Raw genomic sequence first — 22,882 nt, 5'->3', positions numbered from 1 at the left:
GCGCGGCGGCTAGAACGCCGACAGGCTGAGCGTCTCGTCGGGGTGCTCGTGCGTGAGGTAGGCGGCGAGCGTCCCGGTGCGATGGCGACGGACGGCCTGCTCGATCTCGTTCAGCGGTGCGGCGGAGGCGATGAGGTCGAGGATCTGCTCGTGCTCGCGCACGGACTCGGCCGCGCGGCCGGGGACGAACGCGAAGATCGAGTCCCGCATGTGGCCCAGCCGCGCCCACTCGGCGTCGACGATCTCGCGCAGCCGCGGGTTGGCGCACTTCGAGTACAGGATGTGGTGGAACTCCTGGTTGAGCGCGGAGAACGAGCGCGGGTCGAACCGGCTCAGGCCCGCGGTCATCACGTCGTTGACGGTGCGGGCCCGGAGCAGGTCGTCGGCCGTGAGGTTGCGCGCGGCGAGCGCGGTCGCGGCGCTCTCGACGATGCTGATCGCCTGCATCGCGTACCGGTACTGCGAGTCGTCGACCATCGCGACGCGCGCGCCGACGTTGCGCTCGAACGTGACGAGGCCCTCGGCCTCGAGCTGGCGCACGGCCTCGCGCACCGGGACCACGCTCATGTCGAGCTCGGCGGCGATCGTGCCCAGCACCAGCCGGTAGCCGGGCGTGAACTCCTGGTTGGCGATCCGCTCCTTGATCCAGCGGTAGGCCTGCTGGGACTTGCTGGGCGCCCCCACCGGCCCGCGCTCGGCATGCGGATGTCGGAGTACACGGCCAAGGACGGCACCGACGAGCTCTGCACAGCAGCCCTGCGGATGCGCCGCGGCATCGAGCACCTCGACCGGGACCCACTGTGTGCCCGCGCGTTCCGCGTCATGAACGCGGCGATGCATGACCAGCGCGCACGTCAGGTGATGATCCACACGAAGGCCGACCGGCCGAACGACGACGAGCACGCCTGGCGCCCGTTCCAGATGGCGTTCATCCTCCTGAACCTCGAAGGACTCACGGACGCGGAATCGCCCGATCGCGAGCTCGCCGACGTGCTGTGGTTCCCGACCGGAGGAGGGAAGACCGAGGCGTACCTCGGGCTCATCGCGCTGACACTCTCCCTGCGACGCCTGCGCGGCCGCCCGGGTGCGGGCGGCGGGGTCGGCGTCCTCATGCGATACACCCTGCGCCTTCTCACGCTCCAGCAGTTCGAACGAGCGTCGACGCTCATCTGCGCCCTCGAGAAGTGGCGGCGCGCCGAACTGCCCACCGCGGCACCCATCTCGATCGGTTTGTGGCTGGGCCAAGGCGCGACGCCGAACGACGTGAAGACCGCAGCCGCGGTGCTGCGCAGATCGTCCGGCGAGCTCGGCGAGACCGACGAAGGCAACCCCCGGCAGCTCCTGCGCTGCCCCTGGTGCGGCGCGGACCTGCCGGCGAAGTGCTACGACGCCGACACCCGCCGCGACGTGCTCGTCGTGCGCTGCTCCGACGAGCTCTGCGAGTTCCGCTCCGGTCTCCCGGTACACCTCGTTGATTCCGACGTATACCGCGAGCGTCCATCCCTCGTGATCGGCACCGTCGACAAGTTCGCCATGCTGCCGTGGCAGAAGAACGCCGGACGGTTGTTCTCCGTCGACGGCGAGTTCGACACGCCCGACCTCGTCATCCAGGACGAGCTCCACCTCATCAGTGGACCGCTCGGAACCCTGGTCGGGCTCTACGAGACCGCTGTCGACCTGCTTGCGACGGGCGCCGCCAGGCCGAAGCTCGTCGCATCGACGGCGACGATCAGGCGCGCAGCCGCCCAGGTCCACGCGGTGTTCGACCGGACGGCCAGCCAATTCCCGCCGCCGGGGATCGACGCGACGGACTCGTTCTTCGCCGTCGACTCGGAACCGCATGAGCGCGGTACGCGACGCTACGTCGGCGTCATGGCCCCGAACGCGAGCGCAGCCACGTTGATGATCCGCACCTACGCGGCACTCCTACAGGCTGGGGCCGCGATCCGGGACGACGAGGTCAAGGACGCGTACTGGACCCTGCTCGGCTACTTCAACAGCCTGCGAGTCCTGGGGGCGGCGTTCATCCAGGCCATCGACGACGTCCGCGACCGGATCATGGTCGTGGCCCGCCAGACTGGCGCCGAACCTCGACTCGTCGTCGAGCCGCGTGAACTCACCTCGCGCAAGAAGTCCACCGAGATACCGATCGAGCTCGACGCACTCGCAACGAGCTACCCCGACCCCGCCAGCCCGGACATGGTCCTTGCCACGAACATGATCTCGGTCGGTGTCGACGTCGACCGGCTCGGACTGATGGTAGTGATGGGGCAGCCCCAGACGACGGCCGAGTACATCCAGGCGACGTCCCGCGTGGGGCGCCGACATCCCGGCCTCGTCGTCACGCTCTACAACGCCGCACGCTCCCGGGACCTCTCGCACTACGAGTCGTTCACGTCCTACCACCGGGCCCTCTACCGACAAGTGGAGGCCACGGGTGCCACACCGTTCGCACCGCGGGCGCTCGACCGCGGGTTGCACGGGGTGCTCACGGCCATCGCACGTCACACGGTCCCGGGAGCGGAGGCGGACTCGGCTGCCGAAGTCCCCGCGCGGGCGTCGCAGCTCGACGCCGTGCGCGACGCGATCCTGGCCAGGGCTAGGAGCGTCGCCCCGGAGTCCGAGGCATCGGTCTCCGCCGCTCTCGACGACCTGAGTGAGGCATGGGAGTACGCGGCCGCGGACTCGGCGATCCGCAAGTACGCCGGGTGGCGCGATCCGCGAGGCGCGCTTCTCGTCCCCGCCGGCGGAAACCCGTGGGAGGCCGACGAGCCGTCGCTCGTTGACGCGTTCCCTGTGGGGGATCCGCCGTGGCCGACCCTGACGAGCCTGAGGAACGTCGATCGCGAGAGTGCGCTCTACCTCGCGCGCGCAAGGCGGAGGAACAGTGGCCAGTAACCTCGGAACTGCCCGACAGAGCCAGCTAGTGACGACATACGGCGTCGGAGCTCTGATCCCCGTCGGCGACCAGAGCTTCATGTTGTGCGGCCTGGACTCCTGGGAGGCCGACCGCGCCCAGGACGTCAACGAGGAGCGACTCGCACGATCGCTGCGGGTGTGGGGGTTCAAGGCTCCACCCGCCACGGGCCGCAGGGACATGCCCGTCACCCGGTTCCCCCTCATGCACTACTGCCCCGGCTGCCGACGCCTCGGGATGCCCCGTGACTTCGGCGCCTCTGTCTCGGAGATGACGTGCAGGGCGTGCGACCGTGAGCTGACACCCTCCCGGTTCGTCGCGTGCTGCGAACGCGGACACATCGAGGACTTCCCCTACTTCCGGTGGGTGCACCGCGACCAGGAGCCGCAAGGCGACACGCACGAGCTCTTCCTGCGTACACGCGGCGAGTCGTCGGCCCTCACGGACATCGAGATCAGTTGCTCGTGCGGGGTACGCCCCGTGAGCATGCAGGGATCGTTCGACCGCCAGGCTCTCACAGGGGTCGCCTGGTGCCACGGTCGGCGTCCGTGGCTGCTCGGCGCCGATGACCAGGCCTGTGACCGACCGCTGCGCACGCTGCAGCGCGGCTCGTCCAACGTCTGGTTCGGACTCACCCGTTCCGCAATCTCGATCCCGCCGTGGTCAGGGCCCACGGCACGCTTCGTCGACAAGCACTGGGACGTGCTCCGGCTCATGGATGGCCCTGAGCTCGGCGCAATGGTCGAGAGGCTCGCGTCTGAGCTGCGCCTGGACGCTGCGGGAGTCCTGGCGCTCGTGAACCGCCGGAAGGGTCTCCAGGCGCAGGTGGAACCGACCGAGTCCGAGCTTCGTGCCGACGAGTACGAGGCCCTCTGCCGCGGGAACGACGTCGCGGGATCGGACAACTCCCAGTGCGCCGACGTCGAGGTCGCGACCCGTGTCGCGGACCTCGTTGCGCAGGTGAGCAGGGTCTCCCGCCTCCGGGAGGTCCGTGCCCTGCTCGGCTTCTCACGCGTGAGCCCGGTCGAAGCCGGTGCCGAGTCTGTCGCAGCCCTCTCCGAGGAAGGAGTCGGCTGGCTCCCGGCCATCGAGGTGCTCGGCGAAGGCGTCTTCCTTCGCCTGCACGAGGACGTCGTCCAGCGGTGGGAACGTCTGCCGACTACCCGCGACCGTGTCGCGCTCCTCCACGCCGCTCAGACACGCCTCGACGACGAGTACCACCGACCGCCCTCCATCCCAGTCTCGGCACGCTTCGTCGCCCTCCACTCGCTGGCCCATCTCGTGCTCCAGGAGATGAGCCTCGACGCCGGGTATCCCGCTGGCTCGCTCCGCGAGCGGGTCTACGCGGCCGAGGGTCAGGGAGGCTTCCTCATCTACACGGCGTCCTCGGACTCGGCCGGAAGCCTTGGTGGACTCGCCACCTTGGCCGACTCCGATCGGCTCGCCGAGGTCCTCGAGCGGGCCGTCGACCATGCGCGCTGGTGCTCGGCCGACCCGGTGTGCGCCGAGTCAGGGCCCTCTGGCGCTGACGGCCTCAACCTCGCGGCCTGCCACGCCTGCATGCTTCTCCCCGAGACGAGTTGCGAGGAGCGCAACCTGTTCCTTGACCGCGTCGCCATCGTTGGAGAACAGAGCGGGACATCCGGGGGGCTGATCGAGGGGAGATAAGCCTGCTTCCCTGCTCCGAGAAGTCCGACGAAGACTCACAGACCGACCATCGCCATGCCGGCGTCGTTGTAGCGGTTGCCGGCGACGCCGACGGTGGCGGCCAGGGCGTCGAGCGTCGCGAGGTCGTCGGCGGACAGCGCGACGGCGGTCGCGGCGGTGTTCTCCGCGACGCGCTCGAGGCGCCGGGTGCCGGGGATCGGCACGATCCAGGGCTGCTGGGCCAGGAGCCAGGCGAGGGCGACCTGGCCCGGGGTGGCACCGCGTGCGGCGGCGAGGGCGCGGACGTGGTCGACGAGCGCTGCGTTGGCGTCCCGGTTCTCGGTGGTGAACCGCGGCACACGCCGGCGGATGTCGTCGGAGGCGAAGGTCGTCGACGAGTCGACGGTGCCGGTGAGGAAGCCCTTGCCGAGCGGGCTGAACGGTACGAAGCCGATGCCGAGCTCGGCGAGGGTGGGCAGGACCTCCGGTTCGGGGTCGCGGGTCCACAGGGAGTACTCCGACTGGACCGCGGTGACCGGGTGGACGGCGTGCGCGCGGCGGATGGTCGCGGCGCCCGCCTCGGAGAGGCCGAAGTGCCGCACCTTGCCGGCGGCGACGAGCTCGCCGACGGTTCCCGCGACGTCCTCGATCGGCACCGCGGGGTCGACCCGGTGCTGGTAGAACAGGTCGATCGTCTCGACGCCGAGGCGCCGCAGCGAGGCGTCCGCCACGGCGCGGATCTGCTCGGGGCGGCTGTCGGTGCCGCGCATCTGACCGTCGACGATGTCCCAGCCGAACTTCGTGGCGACGACGACCTGGTCGCGCAGCGGCGCGAGGGCCTCGCCGACGAGCTCCTCGTTCACGTACGGGCCGTAGACCTCGGCGGTGTCGAAGAACGTGACGCCCAGCTCGACGGCGCCGCGCAGCACGGCGATCATCTCGTCGCGCGAGCCGGGGTTCGGGCCGTAGCTCTGGGACATCCCCATGGCGCCGAGCCCGATCGCGGACACCTGAAGTCCCTGTCCGAGGGTGCGCGTGTGCATGGTGGTACCTCCGTGTCGGTGGGTGCACCACGACGGTAGGTCCGGCCCGGACGCCGAGGGAGGCTCTGTCGGTACCTGGCACGCCGTGCCGCGGTGCCGAGCCGCTCGTGACAGGCTGTCGGGCATGGCAATCTCCACCGTGGTGGTGGGCTTCGGTCTGGCCGGCCGCGTCTTCCACGCCCCGCTCATCGACGCCGACCCCGACTACTCGCTCGACGCGATCGTCACGAGCAGCGACGAGCGCGTCGCCGCCGCGAGCGCGCGGTATCCCGGCGCACGGGTCGTGCCGGATCTCGACGCGCTGCTGCGCGACGGGCGCGTGCCGGATCTCGCGGTCGTCGCGACGCCGAACGACTCGCACGTCGCGCTGGCGCGACGGCTCCTGGAGGGCGGCGTCGACGTCGTCGTCGACAAGCCGCTCGCGCCGCGCTCCGCGGAAGCCGCCGCGCTCGTCGTGCACGCGCGTGAGCTGGGCAGGCGGCTGACCGTCTTCCAGAACCGGCGCTGGGACGGCGACTTCCGCACGGTGCGCGACCTGGTCGCCGGTGGCGAGCTCGGCGAGGTCCTGCAGTTCGAGTCGGCGTTCGGGTGGTGGAGCCCGACGATCGGCGCGTCCTGGCGGGACCGGCTGCCCCTCGCGGACGGCGGCGGCGTCCTGTTCGACCTCGGGCCGCACCTGATCGACCAGGCGATCGCGCTCTTCGGCCCGGTCGAGTCGATCCACGCCGAGCTCGACCAGCGGCGCGCGGGCGCGGTGAACGACGACGACTCGTTCGTGGCGCTCACCCACCGGTCCGGCGTCCGCAGCCGGCTGTGGATGAGCGTCGTCCTGCCGGAGCAGCGGCCGCGGTTCCGCGTCACGGGGCGGCGCGCGGTCGCGACGTCGTGGGGTCTCGACCCGCAGGAGCCTCAGCTCGCCGACGGCGTCGTGCCCGACGACCCCGCGTACGGCATCCACGGCGAGCACCCGACGATCGCGGTCGTCTCGCCCGACACCGTGCGGCACGTGCCGAAGGCGGCGGGCGACTACCCCGCGTTCTACCGCGAGCTCGCCGCGGCGCTGCGCGACGGCGGACCGCTGCCGGTCGACCCCACCACGAGCGTCGAGGTGATCGAGCTCATGGAGCGGGCGATCGACGCCCGGGCCTGAGCCGCGCCGACGGGCGGGTCAGGAGCGCGGGCCGAGCCGACGGGTGAGGTCGTCGGCGGCGCGCAGCGCGGCCGACGCGAGCCGGTCCACGCCGGCCTGGTCGACGTCGTCCTGCGCGAACGTCACGGCGAGCCCGGCCACCGGGAAGCCGGTGTGGTCGTGCACCGCGGCGGCCACCGACGCGAGGCCCGGGGTGACGTCGCCGTCCTCGCGCGCCCAGCCGCGACGGCGGACCTCCGTGAGCACCGCGCGCAGCTCGGACAGGCGCGTCGGCCCCACGCCCGTGCGGTCGACGAACGCGGCACGGTCCGGGAACAGGGCCCTGACCTGCGCCGACGGCAGTCCGGCGAGGATCGCGCGGCCGCTCGCGGTCAGGTGCGCGGGCAGCCGCACGCCCACGTCGGTGACCAGCGGCGGCCGCCCCGCGGCGCGCTCCTCGACGACGTAGACCACCTCCCGCCCGTGCAGGACCGCGAGGTGCGCGCTCTGCCCGACGTGGTCGACGAGCCGGGCCAGCGGTGCGCGCGCGGCCCGCGCCAGGGGCGCCTGGCGCGAGTAGGCGGACCCGAGCTCGAACGCGCTCACGCCGAGTCCGTAGCGTCGCTCGTCGGGCAGGTGCACGACGAAACCGTGCCCCGCGAGCACGGCCAGCAGGTGGTACGTGGTCGACCGGGGCAGGTCGAGCGCGCGCGCCAGCTCCGCGGCGGGCACCGGGCCGGTGTGCGAGAGGTAGCGCAGCACCCGGAGCGTCGCGTCGGCGGCGGGCACCCTGTCGCTGCCGGTCATGGCGCCTCCCGCTCGATCGTTGCAGCGGCGTCGGCATCGGCGCCGTCGCCCATCGACAGCGCATTGACCTCAGCGCCGTACGCGGTCACGAACCGCTCGAGCACGTCGAGGAAGTGGTCGGCGTCCTCGCCGATCGCGTCCAGCGCGCGGTCGGCCGCGCCGAGCGGTCCGGCCATGTCCTCCTCGAGCTGGCGGACGCCCTCCGGCGTCGGCTCGAGGAGTTTGGCCGTGTGGCCCGGAGCACTGAAGCGCCGGAGCAACCCCGCGTCGATCGCGGCGTTGACCTGCCGGTTCACGGTCGACTGCTCGAGACCGAGGTGTTCCGAGAGCACCCGCAGCGTCCGCGGGCGACCGTCGGTGAGCAGCCACAGGATCCGCAGCTCGGCGGTGTTGAGCCGGTTGCGTTGGCGCGCGACGTGCTGGTGGCGCGAGATGAGGCCGAGCAGCCGGGCGGCGCGGCGCTCGCGCGGCATCGCAGCGCCACCGGCGGGTTCTGTGACCATCGGCACCTTGCTCCTGGCTTGACGTCGTCGGGATCTGACATATGTAATATACATCAGTCGATGTGCAAGTTACACATTGCTCTCTCCCGACGAAGGATCCTCATGAACTCCGTGCTGCCTGCGCGCGCTCCGCGCGCGGACGCCGACCGCCGAGCGGTCTGGGCCATCGCGGTCCTCTGCTTCTCGAGCCTGTGCGCCGCGCTGATGCAGTCGCTCGTCATCCCCATCCAGTCCGAGCTGCCGGAGCTACTGGGCACCACGGCGAGCAACGCCTCGTGGGTGCTCACCGCGACGCTGCTCGGCGGCGCCATCTCGATGCCGCTGGCCGGACGTCTCGCCGACCTGTACGGCAAGAAGCCCGTCCTCGTGTGCACCGCCGCGCTGCTCGTCGTCGGCTCGCTCGTGTGCGCGGTGTCGGACAGCCTCGGGTTCGTCCTGGCGGGGCGGGTCCTGCAGGGCATGGCCATGGGCTACATCCCGGTCGCGATCTCGCTCGTCCGCGAGATCGCGCCGCGTCACCTCGTGAACACCGCGGTCGCCGGCGTCTCCGCGACGCTCGGCGTCGGCGGCGCGCTGGGGCTCCCCCTGGCCGCGTGGGTGGCGCAGAACAACGACTGGCACATGCTGTTCTGGATCTCGGCCGGCCTCGCCGCGGTGATGCTCACGCTCACCGCGCTGCTCGTGCCGCACGTGCACGACGCCCACCCCGGGCGCGTCGACTGGCTCGGTGCGGCGGGCCTCGCGGTCGGGCTGGTGAGCGTGCTCGTCGGCATCTCCAAGGGCAAGGACTGGGGCTGGGGCTCCGCGACGACGATCGGCATGATCGGCGGCGGCGTCGTCGTGCTGCTGGTCTGGGGCTGGTACCAGCTGCGGCATCACGATCCGCTCGTCGACCTGCGCACGATGGCGCAGCGACCCGTACTTCTGACGAACCTCGCCGGCCTGCTCATCGGCTTCGGCATGATGGCGCAGTCGATCGTGGTCCCCCAGCTGCTCCAGATGCCGACGGCGACGGGCTACGGCCTGGGCCAGACGATCCTGCAGGCCGGCCTGTGGATGGCGCCCGGCGGCCTGATGATGATGGCGTTCGCGCCGGTGTCGGCGAAGCTCCTCACGGATCTCGGCGCCCGCGTCACGCTCGCGATCGGCGCCTTCGTCCTCGCCGGCGGCTACCTGACGGCGGTGTTCCTGACGAACGCGCCGTGGGAGCTCCTGCTCGCGTCGTGCATCGCCTCGGCGGGCGTGGGCATCGGGTACGCCGCGATGCCCACGCTCATCCTGTCCAACGTCCCGGACGAGGCGGCGGCGTCGAGCGTCGGCGTCAACAGCCTGATGCGCTCGGTGGGGACCACGATCGCCGGCGCCGTGATGGCGGTCGTGCTGACCAGCCGCACCATGACGCTCGGTCCGGTCGAGATCCCGACGCACGACGCGTTCCGGCTGTGCTTCCTCATCGGCGCCGTCGCGGCCGCCGTCGGCGCAGCGGTGGTGCTGCTCATCCCCCGCGACAGGGGGTCCAGCAGCACGGACACCGTCGAGGCGGCCGGGTTCGAGCTCGAGCAGGAGCTCGTCACCTCGCCCTGACGCCGTCCGTCTGGGATACCAGACAGTTTCCATCGCCGGGTGGGGGTCACGTGCCCCGCCCGGCGGTGTCATGGCGGGATGAGCCCGCGCACGGCATCCCTCACCCCTGCCGAGACGGCCCGCCCGGCCCGCGTCGTCGACATCGGGGCGGTATCCGTCGAGGACGTCGTCGCGGTGGCCCGGCACGGCGCCGGCGTGCGGCTGTCCGACGCGGCGCTGGACGCGATCGCGGCGGGCCGGGCGGTGGTCGACGCGCTGGCCGCGGACCCGCAGCCCCACTACGGCGTCTCGACGGGGTTCGGCGCGCTCGCCACCCGGTCCATCCCCGCCGGGCGCCGGGCCGACCTGCAACGCAGCCTGGTCCGCTCGCACGCCGCGGGCACGGGCGCCGAGGTCGAGCGCGAGGTGGTGCGTGCGCTGATGCTGCTGCGCCTCTCCACGCTCGCGACCGGCCGAACCGGCGTCCGGGTCGCGACCGCGCGGGCGTACGCCGCCATGCTCGACGCCGGCATCACGCCGGTCGTGCGCGAGTACGGGTCGCTGGGCTGCTCCGGCGACCTCGCGCCGCTGGCGCACTGCGCGCTCGCGCTGATCGGCGAGGGCGACGTCCGCGACGCGACGGGCACGCTCGTCCCCGCCGCCCAGGCCCTCGCCGCGGCCGGCCTCGAGCCGGTCGTGCTCGCCGAGAAGGAGGGCCTCGCGCTCATCAACGGGACCGACGGGATGCTCGGGCAGCTCGTCCTCGCGCTGCACGACCTCGACCGGCTCCTCGCGACTGCCGACGTCGCCGCGGCGCTCAGCGTCGAGAGCCTGCTCGGCACGGACGCCGCGTTCGCCGACGACCTGCAGGCGCTGCGGCCGCACCCGGGCCAGGCCGCGTCCGCCACGCACCTGCGGGCGCTGCTCGCGGGCTCGGGGATCATGGCGAGCCACCGCGGGCCGCAGTGCACGCGCGTGCAGGACGCGTACTCGCTGCGCTGCGCGCCGCAGGTGCACGGCGCGGCGCGCGACACCGCCGCGCACGCCCGTGCGGTCGCGGAGCGCGAGCTCGCGGCCGCCGTGGACAACCCCGTCGTGACGCGCGACGGGCGGGTCGAGTCCAACGGCAACTTCCACGGCGCCCCGGTCGGGTACGTGCTCGACTTCCTCGCGATCGCGGTGGCCGACGTCGCGAGCATGTCCGAGCGGCGCACCGACCGGTTCCTCGACGTGTCCCGCAGCCACGGGCTGCCGGCGTTCCTCGCGCACGACCCGGGCGTCGACTCCGGGCTGATGATCGCGCAGTACACGGCGGCGGCGCTGGTCTCCGAGCTCAAGCGCCTCGCGGTACCCGCGAGCGTCGACTCGATCCCGTCGTCGGCGATGCAGGAGGACCACGTCTCGATGGGCTGGCACGCCGCGCGCAAGCTGCGCCGGGCCGTCGACGCCCTCACGCGCGTGCTTGCGATCGAGGTGCTCACGGCGACCCGCGCGCTGGACCTGCGCGCACCGCTCGAGCCCTCCCCCGCGACGGGTGCCGTCCGCGACCTGCTGCGCGCGCACGGCGTCGCGGGACCGGGGCCCGACCGGCAGCTCTCCCCCGACCTCGAGTCCGTCGCCTCGCTCGTCGGGACCGGCGCGGTGCTCGCCGCGGCCGACGACGCCGCCCGGAGCACCGCCACCAGGACGACCGCCACCCCGAAGGAGGACCGATGACCGGCCCCCGCCCCGTGCGCGCGGCGCGCGGCACCGCGCTGACCGCCCGCAGCTGGCAGACCGAGGCGCCGCTGCGGATGCTGATGAACAACCTCGACCCCCAGGTCGCCGAACGGCCCGACGACCTCGTCGTGTACGGCGGGACGGGCCGCGCCGCGCGCTCGTGGGACGCCTACGACGCGATCGTGCGCACCCTGACGACGCTCGGCGACGACGAGACGCTGCTCGTCCAGTCCGGCAAGCCCGTCGGGGTGCTGACCACGCACGAGTGGGCGCCGCGCGTGCTGATCGCCAACTCGAACCTCGTCGGCGACTGGGCGACGTGGCCGGAGTTCCGCCGGCTCGAGCAGCTCGGCCTGACGATGTACGGGCAGATGACCGCCGGCTCGTGGATCTACATCGGCACGCAGGGCATCCTGCAGGGCACGTACGAGACGCTCGCGGCGGTCGCGGCGCAGCGCTTCGGCGGCACGCTCGCCGGGACGCTGACCGTCACCGCGGGATGCGGGGGCATGGGCGGCGCGCAGCCGCTCGCGGTCACGCTCAACGGCGGCACGTGCCTGATCGTCGACGTCGACGAGGCCCGCCTGCGGCGTCGCGCGCACGACCGCTACCTCGACCGCGTCGCGGGCTCGCTCGACGAGGCGCTGGCGCTGGTCCTCGCCGCGAGACGCGACCGTGTGGCGCTGTCCGTCGGCGTCGTCGGGAACCAGGCCGAGGTGCTGCCCGAGCTGCTGCGGCGCGGGGTCGAGGTCGACGTCGTGACCGACCAGACCTCGGCGCACGACCCGCTGTCCTACCTGCCGGTCGGGGTGGACGTCGCCGACTGGGCCGCGTACGCCGCCGCGCGGCCCGCCGAGTTCACCGACCGTGCGCGCGAGTCGATGGCGCGGCACGTGGAGGCGATGGTCGGGTTCCTCGACGCCGGCGCGGAGGTGTTCGACTACGGCAACTCGATCCGCGACGAGGCGCGGCGCGGCGGGTTCGCCCGCGCGTTCGACTTCCCCGGCTTCGTCCCCGCCTACATCCGGCCGCTGTTCGCCGAGGGCAAGGGGCCGTTCCGGTGGGCCGCGCTCTCGGGCGACGAGCAGGACATCGCCCGCACCGACGAGGCCGTGCTCGAGCTGTTCCCCGAGAACGACCACCTGCACCGCTGGATCCGCGCGGCGCAGGAGCGGGTCGCGTTCCAGGGGCTGCCCGCGCGGATCTGCTGGCTCGGGCACGGCGAGCGGGACCGCGCCGGCCTGCGGTTCAACGAGCTCGTCGCGTCCGGCGACGTGCGCGCGCCGCTCGTGATCGGGCGCGACCACCTCGACGCGGGCTCGGTCGCCTCGCCGTACCGCGAGACCGAGGCGATGGCCGACGGCTCGGACGCGATCGCCGACTGGCCGCTGCTGAACGCGCTGGTCGCGGCCTCGTCGGGGGCCACCTGGGTGTCGCTGCACCACGGCGGCGGCGTCGGGATGGGCCGCTCGATCCACGCCGGCCAGGTCTGCGTCGCGGACGGCACCGCGCTCGCCGCGCACAAGCTCGCGCGCGTGCTGTCCAACGACCCGGCCATGGGCGTGCTGCGGCACGTCGACGCCGGCTACGCGCGCGCCGAGCAGGTCGCGGACGCGCACGGCCTGCGGGTGCCGATGCGCGAGGGGTCGACGCCGGAGGGCGACGCGTGAGCGCGACGACGTTCCGCCGCGCGTGGGACGACCTCGCGCCGGTCGGCCGCGCACCCGACGGCGCCGGGTACCACCGGTTCGCCTGGACGCGCGAGGACCGGACGCTGCGCGAGTGGTTCGTCGGCGAGGCCACCGCGCGCGGGCTCGACGTGGACACGGACCGCGCGGGCAACCTGTGGGCCTGGTGGGGCGACCCCGACGCGACGCCGGGCGTCGTCACCGGCAGCCACCTGGACTCCGTGCCGGGCGGCGGCGCGTTCGACGGCCCGCTCGGCGTGGTCAGCGCGTTCGCGGCGCTCGACGAGCTGCGCGCGCGGGGCGTGCGGCCCGTGCGACCGCTGGGCGTCGCATGCTTCGTCGACGAGGAGGGTGCGCGGTTCGGCGTCGCGTGCGCGGGCTCGCGGCTGCTGACGGGCGCGCTCGACGCCGACCGTGCGCGCGGGCTGCGCGACGCGGACGGCACGACGATGGCCGACGCGCTGCGGGCGGCCGGGCGCGACCCGGCCTCGCTCGGCGCGGACCCGGCCGCCCTGGCCCGCGTGGGCGCGTTCGTCGAGCTGCACGTCGAGCAGGGCCGCGGGCTCGTGCACAGCGGCGACCCCGTGGGCGTCGGGAGCCTGATCTGGCCGCACGGCCGGTGGCGCGTCGAGCTGCGCGGCGAGGCCAACCACGCGGGCACGACGCCGCTCGCCGACCGCCGCGACCCGATGCTCGACCTCGCGTCGTTCGTCCAGCGCGCGCGGGCCGCCGCGACCGACGCCGGGGCGCTCGCGACCGTGGGCAAGGTGCGCGTCGAGCCGAACGGCGTCAACGCGATCGCCTCGCAGGTCACCGCGTGGCTCGACGTGCGCGCGGACGACGAGGCGCGCGTGCGGGCGGTCCTCGCGGAGCTCGAGGCCGACGAACCGGCGCAGGAGTCGTGGACCGCGGCGACCGTGCTGGACGCGGACCTCGCCGACGCCGTCGCGGGCGCGCTCGGCTCGGCGGGCCTCACGCCGCCGCGGCTCGGCACGGGCGCCGGTCACGACGCGGGCATCCTCGCGGCGGCGGGCGTCCCGACGGCGATGCTGTTCGTCCGCAACCCGACCGGCGTCTCGCACGCGCCCGCCGAGTCCGCCGACGAGGCCGACTGCCTGACCGGCGTGCACGCGCTGACCGCGGCCCTCGAGCACCTGCTGACCCGGGAACCGTCATGAGCCCCCCGGGCCCGGGCACCACGGCGTTCTGGGCGGCGGCCGCGTGGCTGCCGGCCGGCCTCGCGCGCGACGTGCGCGTCGAGGCAGGCCCCGACGGCCGGATCGCCGCCGTGACCACCGGGACGCCGCCCGGTCCGGCCGACCACCGCCTGCCGGGCGTCGTCCTGCCGGGCTTCGCCGACGCCCACTCGCACGCCTTCCACCGCGCGCTGCGCGGGCGCACCCACGCCGACGGCGGCACGTTCTGGACCTGGCGCGAGCGCATGTACGCCCTGGCCGCGACGCTGACGCCCGACACGTACCTCGAGCTCGCACGCGCGACCTACGCCGAGCTGGTGCTCGCGGGCGTGACCGCCGTGGGCGAGTTCCACTACCTGCACCACGCGCCCGGCGGCACGCCCTACGACGACCCGAACGTCATGGCCGACGCGCTGCGCCAGGCGGCCCACGACGCCGGGCTGCGCGTCACGCTGCTCGACACCGCCTACCTCGCGGGCGGCATCGGCGTCCCGCTCGAGGGGCCGCAGCGGCGGTTCGGGGACGCCGACGTCGACGCGTGGGCGGCGCGGGTCGACGCGCTGCGCCCCGACGCCACGCTGCGGGTCGGCGCGGCGATCCACTCGGTGCGCGCGGTGCCCCGCGCCGCGCTCGCGGACGTCGCGCAGGTGGCCCGCGCCGGCGCCCTGCCCCTGCACGTGCACCTGTCCGAGCAGCGCGCGGAGAACGAGGCGTGCCTCGCGGCGTACGGGGTCACACCCACGCGCGTGCTCGCCGACGCCGGCGTGCTCGGCGCCGCGACCACCGTCGTGCACGCCGTGCACGTGACGCCCGACGACGTCGCGCTGCTCGGCGCGGCGCGCGGCGGCGCCTGCCTGTGCCCGTCGACCGAGCGCGACCTGGGCGACGGCCTCGCCCCGGGCGCGGCCCTGCGCGCGGCCGGCGTGCGCCTCGCGGTGGGCTCCGACCAGCACGTGCGCGCCGACCTGCTCGCCGAGGCGCGTGACGTCGAGCTGCACGAGCGGATCGCCCGGCAGGAGCGCGGCGTGCTCGCCCCGGCCGCGCTCGTCGAGCTGCTCACCGCCGGCGGGCACCGCGCCCTTGGCGACCCGTCCGGCGGGCGCATCGAGGCGGGCGCGCCCGCGGACCTCGTCGCGGTCCGGACCGACACGCCCCGCACGGCCGGGGTCGACCCGGCGCAGCTCGTGCTCGTCGCGGGCTCGTCGGACGTCGACACCGTCGTGGTCGGCGGGGTCGTGCGGGTCTCGGCCGGACGGCACACCCTCGGCGACGTCGGCGCGCTGCTCACGCGCGCGATCGACGCCGCCTGGCGCGCCGCGGACGACGGGCCGGGCCGATGACGGCCCGCCTCGTCACCGGCATCGGCGAGCTCGTCACGCACGACGAACGGTTCGCCGGACCGCTCGGCGTGCTGAGGGACGCGGCGCTCGTCGTGCAGGACGGGGTCGTCGTGTGGGTCGGGCCCGCGAGCGCGGCGCCCGCCGCGGACCGCGCGCGCGACCTCGGGGGCCGCGCGGTGCTGCCCGGTTTCGTCGACTCGCACACGCACCTCGTGTTCGCGGGAGACCGCTCCGACGAGTTCGAGGCGCGCATGGCCGGCGCGCCGTACACCGGCGGCGGCATCGAACGTACGGTCGCGGCGACGCGTGCCGCGACGGACGACGAGCTGCGCGCCCGGCTCGCCGCGCTCGTCGCGGAGGCGCACGCGCAGGGCACGACGACCCTCGAGGTCAAGAGCGGCTACGGGCTCGACGTGCCGACCGAGGCGCGGCTGCTGCGGCTCGCGGGCGAGGTCACCGCCGAGACGACGTTCCTGGGGGCGCACGTCGTGCCGACCGGCGTGGACCGGGCCGACTACGTCGCGCTCGTCGTCGGGCCGATGCTCGACGCGTGCGCGCCGCACGCCCGCTGGGCGGACGTCTTCTGCGAGCCGTCCTCGCCGCACGCGTTCGACGAGGACGAGGCGCGCACGGTGCTCACGGCCGCGGCGCGCGCCGGCCTCGGCCTGCGCGTGCACGGCAACCAGCTCGGCCCTGGACCCGGCGCGCGGCTGGCCGTCGAGCTCGGCGCGGCGAGCCTCGACCACGGCACCCACCTGACGGACGCCGACGTCGCCGCGCTCGCCGACGCCGCCGGCCACGGCGGCCCCGTCGTGACGCTGCTACCCGGCGTCGAGCTGTCCACGCGGTCGCCGTTCCCCGACGCGCGCCGCCTGCTCGACGCGGGTGTCGAGGTGGCGCTGGCCACCGACTGCAACCCGGGCACGTGCTTCTCGACGTCGATGCCCCTCATGGTGGCGCTGGGCGTCGCGCACCTGCGGATGACGACCGACCAGGCCGTGCGGGCGGCGACCCTCGGCGGCGCGCACGCCCTGCGCCGCGACGACGTCGGGCACCTGCGCATCGGCGCACGCGCCGACCTGTGCGTGCTCGACGCGCCGACGTACCGCCACCTCGCCTACCGCCCGGGCGTCCCGATCGCGCACGCGCTGCCGGTCTGAGGGTTATCCACAAACCCCGGGCGCCGCACGCCCGCCCGGTGCGAGGATGCCGGGGTGCTGCTCACCCTGACCGCGACCGGCGGCGCGGGCGTGCCCGCCGACGACCTCGGGTACCTGCTGCACAAGCACCCCGCGCGCGTGCAGTCGTTCGACGTCTCGTCGGGCACGGCGCACGTCCTGTACCCGCGCTCCGACGACGAGGTGTGCACTGTCGCGCTGCTGCTCGAGGTCGACCCGGTCGCGCTGGTGCGGGGCAAGGGCGGGCGCGAGCCGTTCGCGCTCGCGCAGTACGTCAACGACCGGCCGTACGTCGCGGCCTCGCAGCTCGCGGTCGCGCTGCGGCGGGTGTTCGCCACCGCGCTCGCGGGCCGCTGCGACACGCGGCCGGACCTGGTCGACCGGGTGTGGCCCCTCGACGTGCACCTGCCCGTGGCCGCGTGCGCCGGCGGTCCGGACGCGGCGCGACGCCTGTTCGAGCCGCTGGGCTGGGACGTCACGGCGACCGCGCTGCCGCTCGACCCCGACGTCCCGCAGTGGGGCGACTCGCGCTACGTCGACCTGCGGCTGCGCGGGGCGCAGCGCCTCGCGGACGCGCTCGCGCACCTGTACGTCCTGCTGCCGGCGCTGGACGCGAACAAGCACTACTGGGTCGGCGACGACGAGGTCGACAAGCTGGTGCGTGTCGGCGGTACGTGGCTCGCGACGCACCCCGCCCAGTCCGAGATCGCGCACCGCTACCTCGCGCGCCGCTCGCGGCTCGCGCAGTCCGCGCTCGCGCGCCTCGCGGAGGTCGACGACCTCGCCGCACCCGACGACGAACCCGCTGCCGACGACGAACCCGCGGCCACCACCGGCACCGGTTCCGACGAGACCGCCGCGACGACGCCGGCACCAGCACCCGCCCAGGCGCTGCTCGTGCACGCCCGCCACGACGCGGTGCTCGCCGCGGTGCGCGAGTCCGGCGCGAGCAGCGTGGTCGACCTCGGCTGCGGGGAGGGTGCGCTGCTCGTGCGGCTGCTCGAGGACGGCTACGCCCGCGTGCTCGGCACGGACGTCTCGACGCGCGCGCTGGAGCGTGCCGCACGCCGGGTCGACGCGTTCCCGGAGCGCGTGCGCGCCCGGGTCGTGCTCGCGCAGTCGTCGGTCACGTACGTCGACGCACGCGTCGCGGGCTTCGACGCCGCGGTCCTCATGGAGGTCGTCGAGCACCTCGACCCGCCGCGGCTGCCCGCGCTCGAGCGCGCCGTGCTGGGCGCGGCCAGGCCGGGCACGCTCGTCGTGACCACGCCGAACGCGGAGCACAACGTGCGCTACCCGCAGCTCGCCGCGGGCTCGATGCGCCACCCGGACCACCGGTTCGAGTGGACCCGCGCGCAGTTCCGGACATGGGCACGGGCCGCGGCGGGCGCGTACGGCTACGACGTCACGTTCCGGCCCGTCGGTCCCGACGACGACGAGGTGGGGCCGCCCACGCAGCTCGCGGTCTTCCGCCGGCGCGACCGCCCCGCAGCACCGACGACCGAGACGGCAGGAGGCACCCGATGACCACGATCGACGTCCCGTCGCTGTCCCTCGTCGTGCTCGTCGGCGCCTCCGGCTCGGGCAAGTCGACGTTCGCCGCCGCGCAGTTCGGGCCCTACGAGACCGTGAGCTCCGACGAGTGCCGCGGCATCGTCTCGAACGACCCGAACGACCAGGGCGCGACCGACGCGGCGTTCGACCTGCTGCACCACGTCGTGGGTGTTCGGCTCTCGGCCGGCCTGCTCACCGTCGTCGACGCGACGAACGTGCAGCCGCACGCCCGCCGTGCGCTCGTCGAGCTCGCCCGCGCGCACGACGTGCTGCCGGTCGCGATCGTCCTGGACGTGCCGGCCGGCGTGTGCGTCGAGCGCAACGAGGCCCGCGCGGACCGCGACTTCGGTGCGCACGTCGTGAAGCGTCAGCACGACCAGCTGCGACGTTCGCTGCGCGGGCTGGGCCGCGAGGGGTTCCGCACGGTGCACGTGCTGCACGGGCCCGACGAGATCGCGGCGGCGAGGATCGGGCGGCGCCCGCTGCGCAGCGACCGCAGCGACGAGCACGGCCCGTTCGACGTGATCGGCGACGTGCACGGCTGCCGCGGCGAGCTCGAGGCGCTGCTGGACCGGCTCGGCTACGCGCTGGTGCGCGACGAGGCGGGCCGGCCGGTCGACGCCGTGCACCCGGACGGGCGGCGCGTCGTGCTCCTCGGCGACCTCGTGGACCGCGGCCCGGACTCCGTGGGCGTGCTGCGGCTCGCGATGGGCATGGTCGCGGCCGGGCACGCGCTCGCCGTGCCCGGCAACCACGAGGCCAAGCTGGTGCGCGCGCTGGACGGCCGCGCGGTGCAGACCTCGCACGGCCTCGCGGGCACGCTCGAGCAGCTCGCTGCCGAGCCCGAGGGCTGGCGACGCGAGGTGCGCGACTTCTGCGACGGCCTCGTCGCGCACCTGGTGCTCGACGAGGGCCGCCTCGTCGTCGCGCACGCGGGGCTCAAGGAGTCCTTCCACAACCGCGCGTCCGGGCGCGTGCGCTCGTTCGCGCTGTACGGGGACACCACGGGCGAGTCCGACGAGTACGGCCTGCCGGTGCGGCTGCCGTGGGCGGACGACTACCGCGGCCGCGCCATGGTGCTCTACGGCCACACCCCGACGCCCGAGGCGGTCTGGGTGAACGGCACGATGTGCCTCGACACGGGCTGCGTGTTCGGCGGGAAGCTGTCCGCGCTGCGCTACCCGGAGAAGGAGCTCGTCCAGGTCCCGGCCGAGCGCGAGTGGTACGCCCCGGCGCGCCCGTTCCTGCCGACGGCTGATCCGACTGCTGATCCGACGGCCAGCCCGACGAACAGCGCGACGAACGGCCGTGACCCCGGCGTGCTGGACCTCGAGGACGTGCTCGGCGCGCGCGTCGTCGAGACGTCGCTGCTCGGCCGGGTCACGATCGCGCCCGAGAACGCCGCGGGCGCGCTCGAGGTGATGAGCCGGTTCGCGACCGACCCGCGCCACCTGCTGTACCTGCCGCCGACGATGAGCCCGTGCGCGACCGCGCCCGACGGCGACCTGCTCGAGCACCCCGCGCAGGCGTTCGCCGGGTACGCCGCCGACGGCGTCACCGCGGTGGTCTGCGAGGAGAAGCACATGGGTTCGCGCGCCGTGGTGCTGGTCTGCCGCGACGCCCGCGTCGCCGCCGACCGGTTCGCGCTGCCCGCGGGCAGCACGGGCGTGGTCCACACGCGCACGGGCCGCCCGTTCTTCTCCGACGAGCGAGCCGAACAGCTCCTGGCGACCGTCCGCGCCGCCGCCGACCGCGCCGACCTGTGGACGCGCCTCGGTCAGGCCACCGCACAGACCGACCTCGCCGCGCAGATCGGCGATGCCGCGCAGACCGACGACGCCGCGCAGGCCGCGCCGGCCGATTGGCTGCTGCTCGACGCCGAGCTGCTGCCCTGGTCGCTCAAGGCCGGTGAGCTGCTGCGCGAGCAGTACGCAGCGGTCGGTGCGGCCGCGCGCGCATCGACCCGCGCCGCCGTCGAGGCCCTGATCACCGCCCGCGACCGCGACCTGCCGGTGGCCGACCTCCTGGCGCGCACGACCGCCCGCGCCGCGAACGCCGACGCCTTCGGCGCCGCGTACCGCCGCTACGTCTGGCCGACCGACGGCCTGACGGGCGTGCACCTGGCGCCGTTCCAGGTGCTCGCGGCGGGCGTCGGCGCGGGGGGTGCGACGTTCGAGACCCGCGACCACCTGTGGCACCTCGACGTCGCGGACGCCCTCGTCGCCGCCGACGAGACCGGCGTGCTGCGGACCACCCGCCGGCTCGTCGTCGACGTCACGGACCCGGCGTCGGTCGCGCAGGGCGTCGACTGGTGGACGAGCCTGACCGCGGCCGGCGGCGAGGGCATGGTCGTCAAGCCGCTCGCCAACCTGGTCCGTCAGGGCCGGCGCGTCGTGCAGCCCGGCGTCAAGGTCCGCGGTCGGGAGTACCTGCGCCTCATCTACGGCCCGGACTACACCGAGCCCGCCAACCTCGAGCGCCTGCGCTCGCGCGGCCTGGGCCGCAAGCGCTCGCTGGCCCAGCGCGAGTACGCCCTGGGCCTCGAGGCGCTGCACCGCGCGGTGGCCGGCGAGCCCCTGTGGCGCGTGCACCAGGCCGTCTTCGCGGTCCTCGCGCTCGAGTCGGAGCCGGTCGACCCGCGCCTGTGACGGCGCGCCGGCACCCCGCGCCGGGACGGCTCAGCGCGGCAGGTTCGCCTCGATCAGCCCGACGATCGCCGGGTCGTCGGGCACCGTGTGCGGGCGGAACCGGCGGACCGTGCCGTCGGGCAGCACCAGGAACTTCTCGAAGTTCCAGGTCACCCGACCGGCCTTGCCGTCGTCGTCGGGCGTCTTCTTCAGCTCGACGTACAGCGGGTGCGTGTGGCGGCCGTTGACCCGCACCCGGTCGAGCACGGGGAACGTCACGCCGTACGTGAGCGAGCAGAACTCCAGGACCGCCTCGTTCGAGCTCAGCTCCTGCAGGAACTGGTTCGACGGGAAGCCGAGGACCGTGAACCCGCGCGGACCGTACTCCTTCTGCATCCGCTCGAGCGTCGCGTACTGCGGCGCCAGGCCGCACCGCGACGCGACGTTCACGATCAGCACGACGTCGCCGGACCACTCGGCGAGCGACGTCGTCGTCCCGTCCATCCGCGCGAAGGGAACGTCAACAAGGTGGACGGACGACTCGGTGCGACTCATCCCCCGATCATCACCCCGCTCACCCTGCACCGCTGCACGGTGCTCAGCCGACCGCGAGGCCCAGGGCGGCCGCGGCCAGGCCCGTGACGAGCATCGCGGTGGCGTGGAGGGCCGCGAGGAGGGTGGCGCGGGGGCCCTCGCGGCGGGCGATCGTGACCGCCTCGACGGAGGCCGCGCTGAAGGTGGTGTAGCCGCCGAGCATGCCGGTCCCGACGACGAGCTTGAGCTCCGTCAGGCCCGTGTGGTCGAGCGCCAGGGCCGTGACCAGGCCCAGGGCGAACGCCCCGGTCACGTTCACGACGAACGTGCCGAGCGGAAGCCCCGTGCGGTTGACACGTCCGATGAGGCCGTCGACGACGAACCGCAGCCCGGCGCCGAGCCCGCCCGCGAGCGCGACGAGCACGATCATGACGCCGCCGTCCGGCGTCGCAGGTGGCCGGCGAGCAGGAAGCCGCCGGCGGCGGCCGCGACGCCGAGCGCGACGCTGGTGGCGGCATACGCCAGCCCGATGCCCACGTGACCGTCCCGCAGCAGCGTGTCGGCCTCCACGACGAACGTGCTGTACGTGGTGAAGCCGCCGAGCACCCCGGTGCCCAGCCCGAGCCGGGCCTGCCGCCGCCGACCCTCGTCGGGACCCCCGCGCGCGAGCCACGCGACGAGCGCGCCCAGCAGGAACGAGCCCGTGACGTTGATGACGAACGTCGCCCACGGCCAGCCGCCGGGCGCGTGCGGGTAGCGGTCCTCGATCGTCGATCGCACGGCGGTGCCCACGGCGCCACCGGCGACCACGAGCAGCAGCAGGCTCGGGCGGGCGAACAGCGGACGGTGGTGCGACGCGCTCACCCCCACGCCAGCCGCTCCTTCCAGTCGACGACCGACAGGGGCACGACGAGCACCGGCCGATGCTGGTGGTGCGACAGCTGCACGCCGAGCGAGCCGTCGACGAACTCGCGGATGCCCGCGCGGACGCCGGGTCTGCGGGTCCCGACGACGATGACGCCCGCGTCGACGGCGCGGGCCAGGTGCGTGAGTGCGCGGTCCGGCCGGCCGGCGAGGTAGCAGAACCGCCACGGCACGCCGCTCGGGTCGACGACCTCGTGCAGGAACGCCTCGATCTGCGCGGCGCGCTCCTGCCAGCTGTCGTCGCCCGCGTCGGGCTCGACGTCGGCGTGCCGCACGGAGCCGTCGGGCAGCTCCTCGACGACGTAGCGCGCCGGGTCGGCGTAGGCGAACACCAGTCCCGACGAACCCGCGGCGCGCGCCCACGAGACGGCCGTGAGCGCCACGAGCTCGGGCTGGCCGGGGACGACGCCGACGACGGCCGGCGCACCGGCCAGCTCCGTCAGACGGGACGGGTGCGGCTGCGGGACGGTCACGGCGCCGACCTCCTCACGCGCGCACGGGCCTGCCCGTGCG

Annotated in this window: 19 protein-coding genes; 11 read left to right on the top strand and 8 right to left on the bottom strand. The window is 74.4% G+C overall.

The window, feature by feature from the left end; translation table 11 throughout:
- Nucleotides 1-9: 9 nt before the first annotated feature.
- Nucleotides 10-684 (bottom strand): GntR family transcriptional regulator, encoded by a 675-nt coding sequence (locus CCO02nite_RS06490; RefSeq protein WP_246117391.1) that lies wholly within the window; start codon nucleotides 682-684, stop codon nucleotides 10-12.
- A 15-nt stretch (nucleotides 685-699) separates the two neighbouring features.
- On the opposite strand from CCO02nite_RS06490, the gene CCO02nite_RS06485 reads away from it, so the two are divergent.
- Together CCO02nite_RS06485 and drmB are read left to right on the top strand one after the other, a co-directional pair.
- The gene (locus tag CCO02nite_RS06485) at nucleotides 700-2,898 is read left to right on the top strand and encodes a helicase-related protein (protein WP_246117390.1); all 2,199 of its coding nucleotides are present in this window, start codon (nucleotides 700-702) and stop codon (nucleotides 2,896-2,898) included.
- Nucleotides 2,888-4,585 carry an MrfA Zn-binding domain-containing protein gene (gene drmB / locus CCO02nite_RS06480; protein ID WP_146842310.1) on the top strand — a complete coding sequence of 566 codons (1,698 nt, stop codon included), beginning with the start codon at nucleotides 2,888-2,890 and terminating at the stop codon, nucleotides 4,583-4,585. Before CCO02nite_RS06485 ends, drmB begins: the two co-directional genes overlap by 11 nt.
- 35 nt (nucleotides 4,586-4,620) lie before the next feature.
- On the opposite strand, the gene CCO02nite_RS06475 is transcribed toward drmB, so the two are convergent.
- Nucleotides 4,621-5,607: an aldo/keto reductase gene (locus CCO02nite_RS06475; RefSeq protein WP_146842309.1), complete on the bottom strand. Its 987-nt coding sequence runs from the start codon at nucleotides 5,605-5,607 to the stop codon at nucleotides 4,621-4,623.
- 124 nt (nucleotides 5,608-5,731) lie between these two features.
- Here CCO02nite_RS06475 and CCO02nite_RS06470 point away from each other — a divergent pair, with 124 nt between their 5' ends.
- A complete protein-coding gene (locus CCO02nite_RS06470; protein ID WP_146842308.1) occupies nucleotides 5,732-6,757 on the top strand; it encodes a Gfo/Idh/MocA family protein in 1,026 nt (341 codons plus the stop codon).
- An 18-nt stretch (nucleotides 6,758-6,775) separates the two neighbouring features.
- Here the strand turns inward: CCO02nite_RS06470 and CCO02nite_RS06465 are convergent, their stop codons facing one another.
- Together CCO02nite_RS06465 and CCO02nite_RS06460 are read right to left on the bottom strand one after the other, a co-directional pair.
- The gene (locus tag CCO02nite_RS06465; protein ID WP_146842307.1) at nucleotides 6,776-7,543 is read right to left on the bottom strand and encodes an IclR family transcriptional regulator; all 768 of its coding nucleotides are present in this window, start codon (nucleotides 7,541-7,543) and stop codon (nucleotides 6,776-6,778) included.
- Complete coding sequence (locus CCO02nite_RS06460; protein WP_222593155.1) at nucleotides 7,540-8,046, bottom strand: MarR family winged helix-turn-helix transcriptional regulator; 507 nt, start codon at nucleotides 8,044-8,046, stop codon at nucleotides 7,540-7,542. Before CCO02nite_RS06460 ends, CCO02nite_RS06465 begins: the two co-directional genes overlap by 4 nt.
- Nucleotides 8,047-8,148: 102 nt before the next feature.
- Here CCO02nite_RS06460 and CCO02nite_RS06455 point away from each other — a divergent pair, with 102 nt between their 5' ends.
- The 8 genes from CCO02nite_RS06455 to CCO02nite_RS06420 all read left to right on the top strand — a co-directional run bounded on the left by CCO02nite_RS06455 (nucleotide 8,149) and on the right by CCO02nite_RS06420 (nucleotide 20,932).
- Complete coding sequence (locus tag CCO02nite_RS06455) at nucleotides 8,149-9,630, top strand: MFS transporter (RefSeq protein WP_146842306.1); 1,482 nt, start codon at nucleotides 8,149-8,151, stop codon at nucleotides 9,628-9,630.
- 78 nt (nucleotides 9,631-9,708) lie between these two features.
- Entirely contained in the window at nucleotides 9,709-11,325 is a 1,617-nt protein-coding gene (gene hutH / locus CCO02nite_RS06450) for a histidine ammonia-lyase (protein WP_146842305.1), read from the top strand.
- Nucleotides 11,322-12,998, top strand: a complete 1,677-nt coding sequence (hutU, locus tag CCO02nite_RS06445; protein ID WP_146842304.1) for a urocanate hydratase — start codon at nucleotides 11,322-11,324, stop codon at nucleotides 12,996-12,998. The genes hutH and hutU overlap by 4 nt, the downstream gene beginning before the upstream one ends.
- Nucleotides 12,995-14,194 (top strand): allantoate amidohydrolase, encoded by a 1,200-nt coding sequence (locus CCO02nite_RS06440; protein ID WP_146842303.1) that lies wholly within the window; start codon nucleotides 12,995-12,997, stop codon nucleotides 14,192-14,194. The genes hutU and CCO02nite_RS06440 overlap by 4 nt, the downstream gene beginning before the upstream one ends.
- Nucleotides 14,191-15,552 (top strand): formimidoylglutamate deiminase, encoded by a 1,362-nt coding sequence (locus CCO02nite_RS06435; RefSeq protein WP_146842302.1) that lies wholly within the window; start codon nucleotides 14,191-14,193, stop codon nucleotides 15,550-15,552. The genes CCO02nite_RS06440 and CCO02nite_RS06435 overlap by 4 nt, the downstream gene beginning before the upstream one ends.
- Nucleotides 15,549-16,712 carry an imidazolonepropionase gene (gene hutI / locus CCO02nite_RS06430; RefSeq protein WP_146842301.1) on the top strand — a complete coding sequence of 388 codons (1,164 nt, stop codon included), beginning with the start codon at nucleotides 15,549-15,551 and terminating at the stop codon, nucleotides 16,710-16,712. The genes CCO02nite_RS06435 and hutI overlap by 4 nt, the downstream gene beginning before the upstream one ends.
- A 54-nt stretch (nucleotides 16,713-16,766) precedes the next feature.
- Entirely contained in the window at nucleotides 16,767-18,257 is a 1,491-nt protein-coding gene (locus CCO02nite_RS06425) for a 3' terminal RNA ribose 2'-O-methyltransferase Hen1 (protein ID WP_146842300.1), read from the top strand.
- Nucleotides 18,254-20,932, top strand: coding sequence for a polynucleotide kinase-phosphatase (locus CCO02nite_RS06420; RefSeq protein WP_146842299.1), 2,679 nt, complete (start codon nucleotides 18,254-18,256; stop codon nucleotides 20,930-20,932). Before CCO02nite_RS06425 ends, CCO02nite_RS06420 begins: the two co-directional genes overlap by 4 nt.
- Before the next feature lie 30 nt (nucleotides 20,933-20,962).
- On the opposite strand, the gene CCO02nite_RS06415 is transcribed toward CCO02nite_RS06420, so the two are convergent.
- The 4 genes from CCO02nite_RS06415 to CCO02nite_RS06400 all read right to left on the bottom strand — a co-directional run bounded on the left by CCO02nite_RS06415 (nucleotide 20,963) and on the right by CCO02nite_RS06400 (nucleotide 22,842).
- Complete coding sequence (locus CCO02nite_RS06415) at nucleotides 20,963-21,415, bottom strand: glutathione peroxidase (protein ID WP_146842355.1); 453 nt, start codon at nucleotides 21,413-21,415, stop codon at nucleotides 20,963-20,965.
- A 94-nt stretch (nucleotides 21,416-21,509) separates the two neighbouring features.
- A complete protein-coding gene (locus tag CCO02nite_RS06410; RefSeq protein WP_146842298.1) occupies nucleotides 21,510-21,875 on the bottom strand; it encodes a fluoride efflux transporter FluC in 366 nt (121 codons plus the stop codon).
- The gene (locus CCO02nite_RS06405) at nucleotides 21,872-22,315 is read right to left on the bottom strand and encodes a fluoride efflux transporter FluC (protein WP_246117389.1); all 444 of its coding nucleotides are present in this window, start codon (nucleotides 22,313-22,315) and stop codon (nucleotides 21,872-21,874) included. Before CCO02nite_RS06405 ends, CCO02nite_RS06410 begins: the two co-directional genes overlap by 4 nt.
- Nucleotides 22,306-22,842 carry a universal stress protein gene (locus tag CCO02nite_RS06400; RefSeq protein ID WP_146842297.1) on the bottom strand — a complete coding sequence of 179 codons (537 nt, stop codon included), beginning with the start codon at nucleotides 22,840-22,842 and terminating at the stop codon, nucleotides 22,306-22,308. The genes CCO02nite_RS06405 and CCO02nite_RS06400 overlap by 10 nt, the downstream gene beginning before the upstream one ends.
- Nucleotides 22,843-22,882: the final 40 nt, after the last annotated feature.

The organism is Cellulomonas composti (assembly GCF_007990245.1).
In the GTDB taxonomy this organism is placed as follows: domain Bacteria; phylum Actinomycetota; class Actinomycetes; order Actinomycetales; family Cellulomonadaceae; genus Cellulomonas; species Cellulomonas composti.
The sequence above is the reverse complement of the archived record's forward strand: the minus strand, read 5'-3'. Positions and strand labels throughout refer to the sequence as shown.

Bases quoted from the DNA above. Each gene is read 5' to 3' on its own strand.
- CCO02nite_RS06485 (WP_246117390.1), top strand. From the start codon at position 700: ATGCGGATGTCGGAGTACACGGCCAAGGACGGCACCGACGAGCTCTGC.
- CCO02nite_RS06475 (WP_146842309.1), bottom strand. From the start codon at position 5,607: ATGCACACGCGCACCCTCGGACAGGGACTTCAGGTGTCCGCGATCGGG.
- CCO02nite_RS06470 (WP_146842308.1), top strand. From the start codon at position 5,732: ATGGCAATCTCCACCGTGGTGGTGGGCTTCGGTCTGGCCGGCCGCGTC.
- CCO02nite_RS06465 (WP_146842307.1), bottom strand. From the start codon at position 7,543: ATGACCGGCAGCGACAGGGTGCCCGCCGCCGACGCGACGCTCCGGGTG.
- CCO02nite_RS06460 (WP_222593155.1), bottom strand. From the start codon at position 8,046: ATGGTCACAGAACCCGCCGGTGGCGCTGCGATGCCGCGCGAGCGCCGC.
- CCO02nite_RS06455 (WP_146842306.1), top strand. From the start codon at position 8,149: ATGAACTCCGTGCTGCCTGCGCGCGCTCCGCGCGCGGACGCCGACCGC.
- hutH (WP_146842305.1), top strand. From the start codon at position 9,709: ATGAGCCCGCGCACGGCATCCCTCACCCCTGCCGAGACGGCCCGCCCG.
- hutU (WP_146842304.1), top strand. From the start codon at position 11,322: ATGACCGGCCCCCGCCCCGTGCGCGCGGCGCGCGGCACCGCGCTGACC.
- CCO02nite_RS06435 (WP_146842302.1), top strand. From the start codon at position 14,191: ATGAGCCCCCCGGGCCCGGGCACCACGGCGTTCTGGGCGGCGGCCGCG.
- hutI (WP_146842301.1), top strand. From the start codon at position 15,549: ATGACGGCCCGCCTCGTCACCGGCATCGGCGAGCTCGTCACGCACGAC.
- CCO02nite_RS06420 (WP_146842299.1), top strand. From the start codon at position 18,254: ATGACCACGATCGACGTCCCGTCGCTGTCCCTCGTCGTGCTCGTCGGC.
- CCO02nite_RS06415 (WP_146842355.1), bottom strand. From the start codon at position 21,415: ATGGACGGGACGACGACGTCGCTCGCCGAGTGGTCCGGCGACGTCGTG.
- CCO02nite_RS06410 (WP_146842298.1), bottom strand. From the start codon at position 21,875: ATGATCGTGCTCGTCGCGCTCGCGGGCGGGCTCGGCGCCGGGCTGCGG.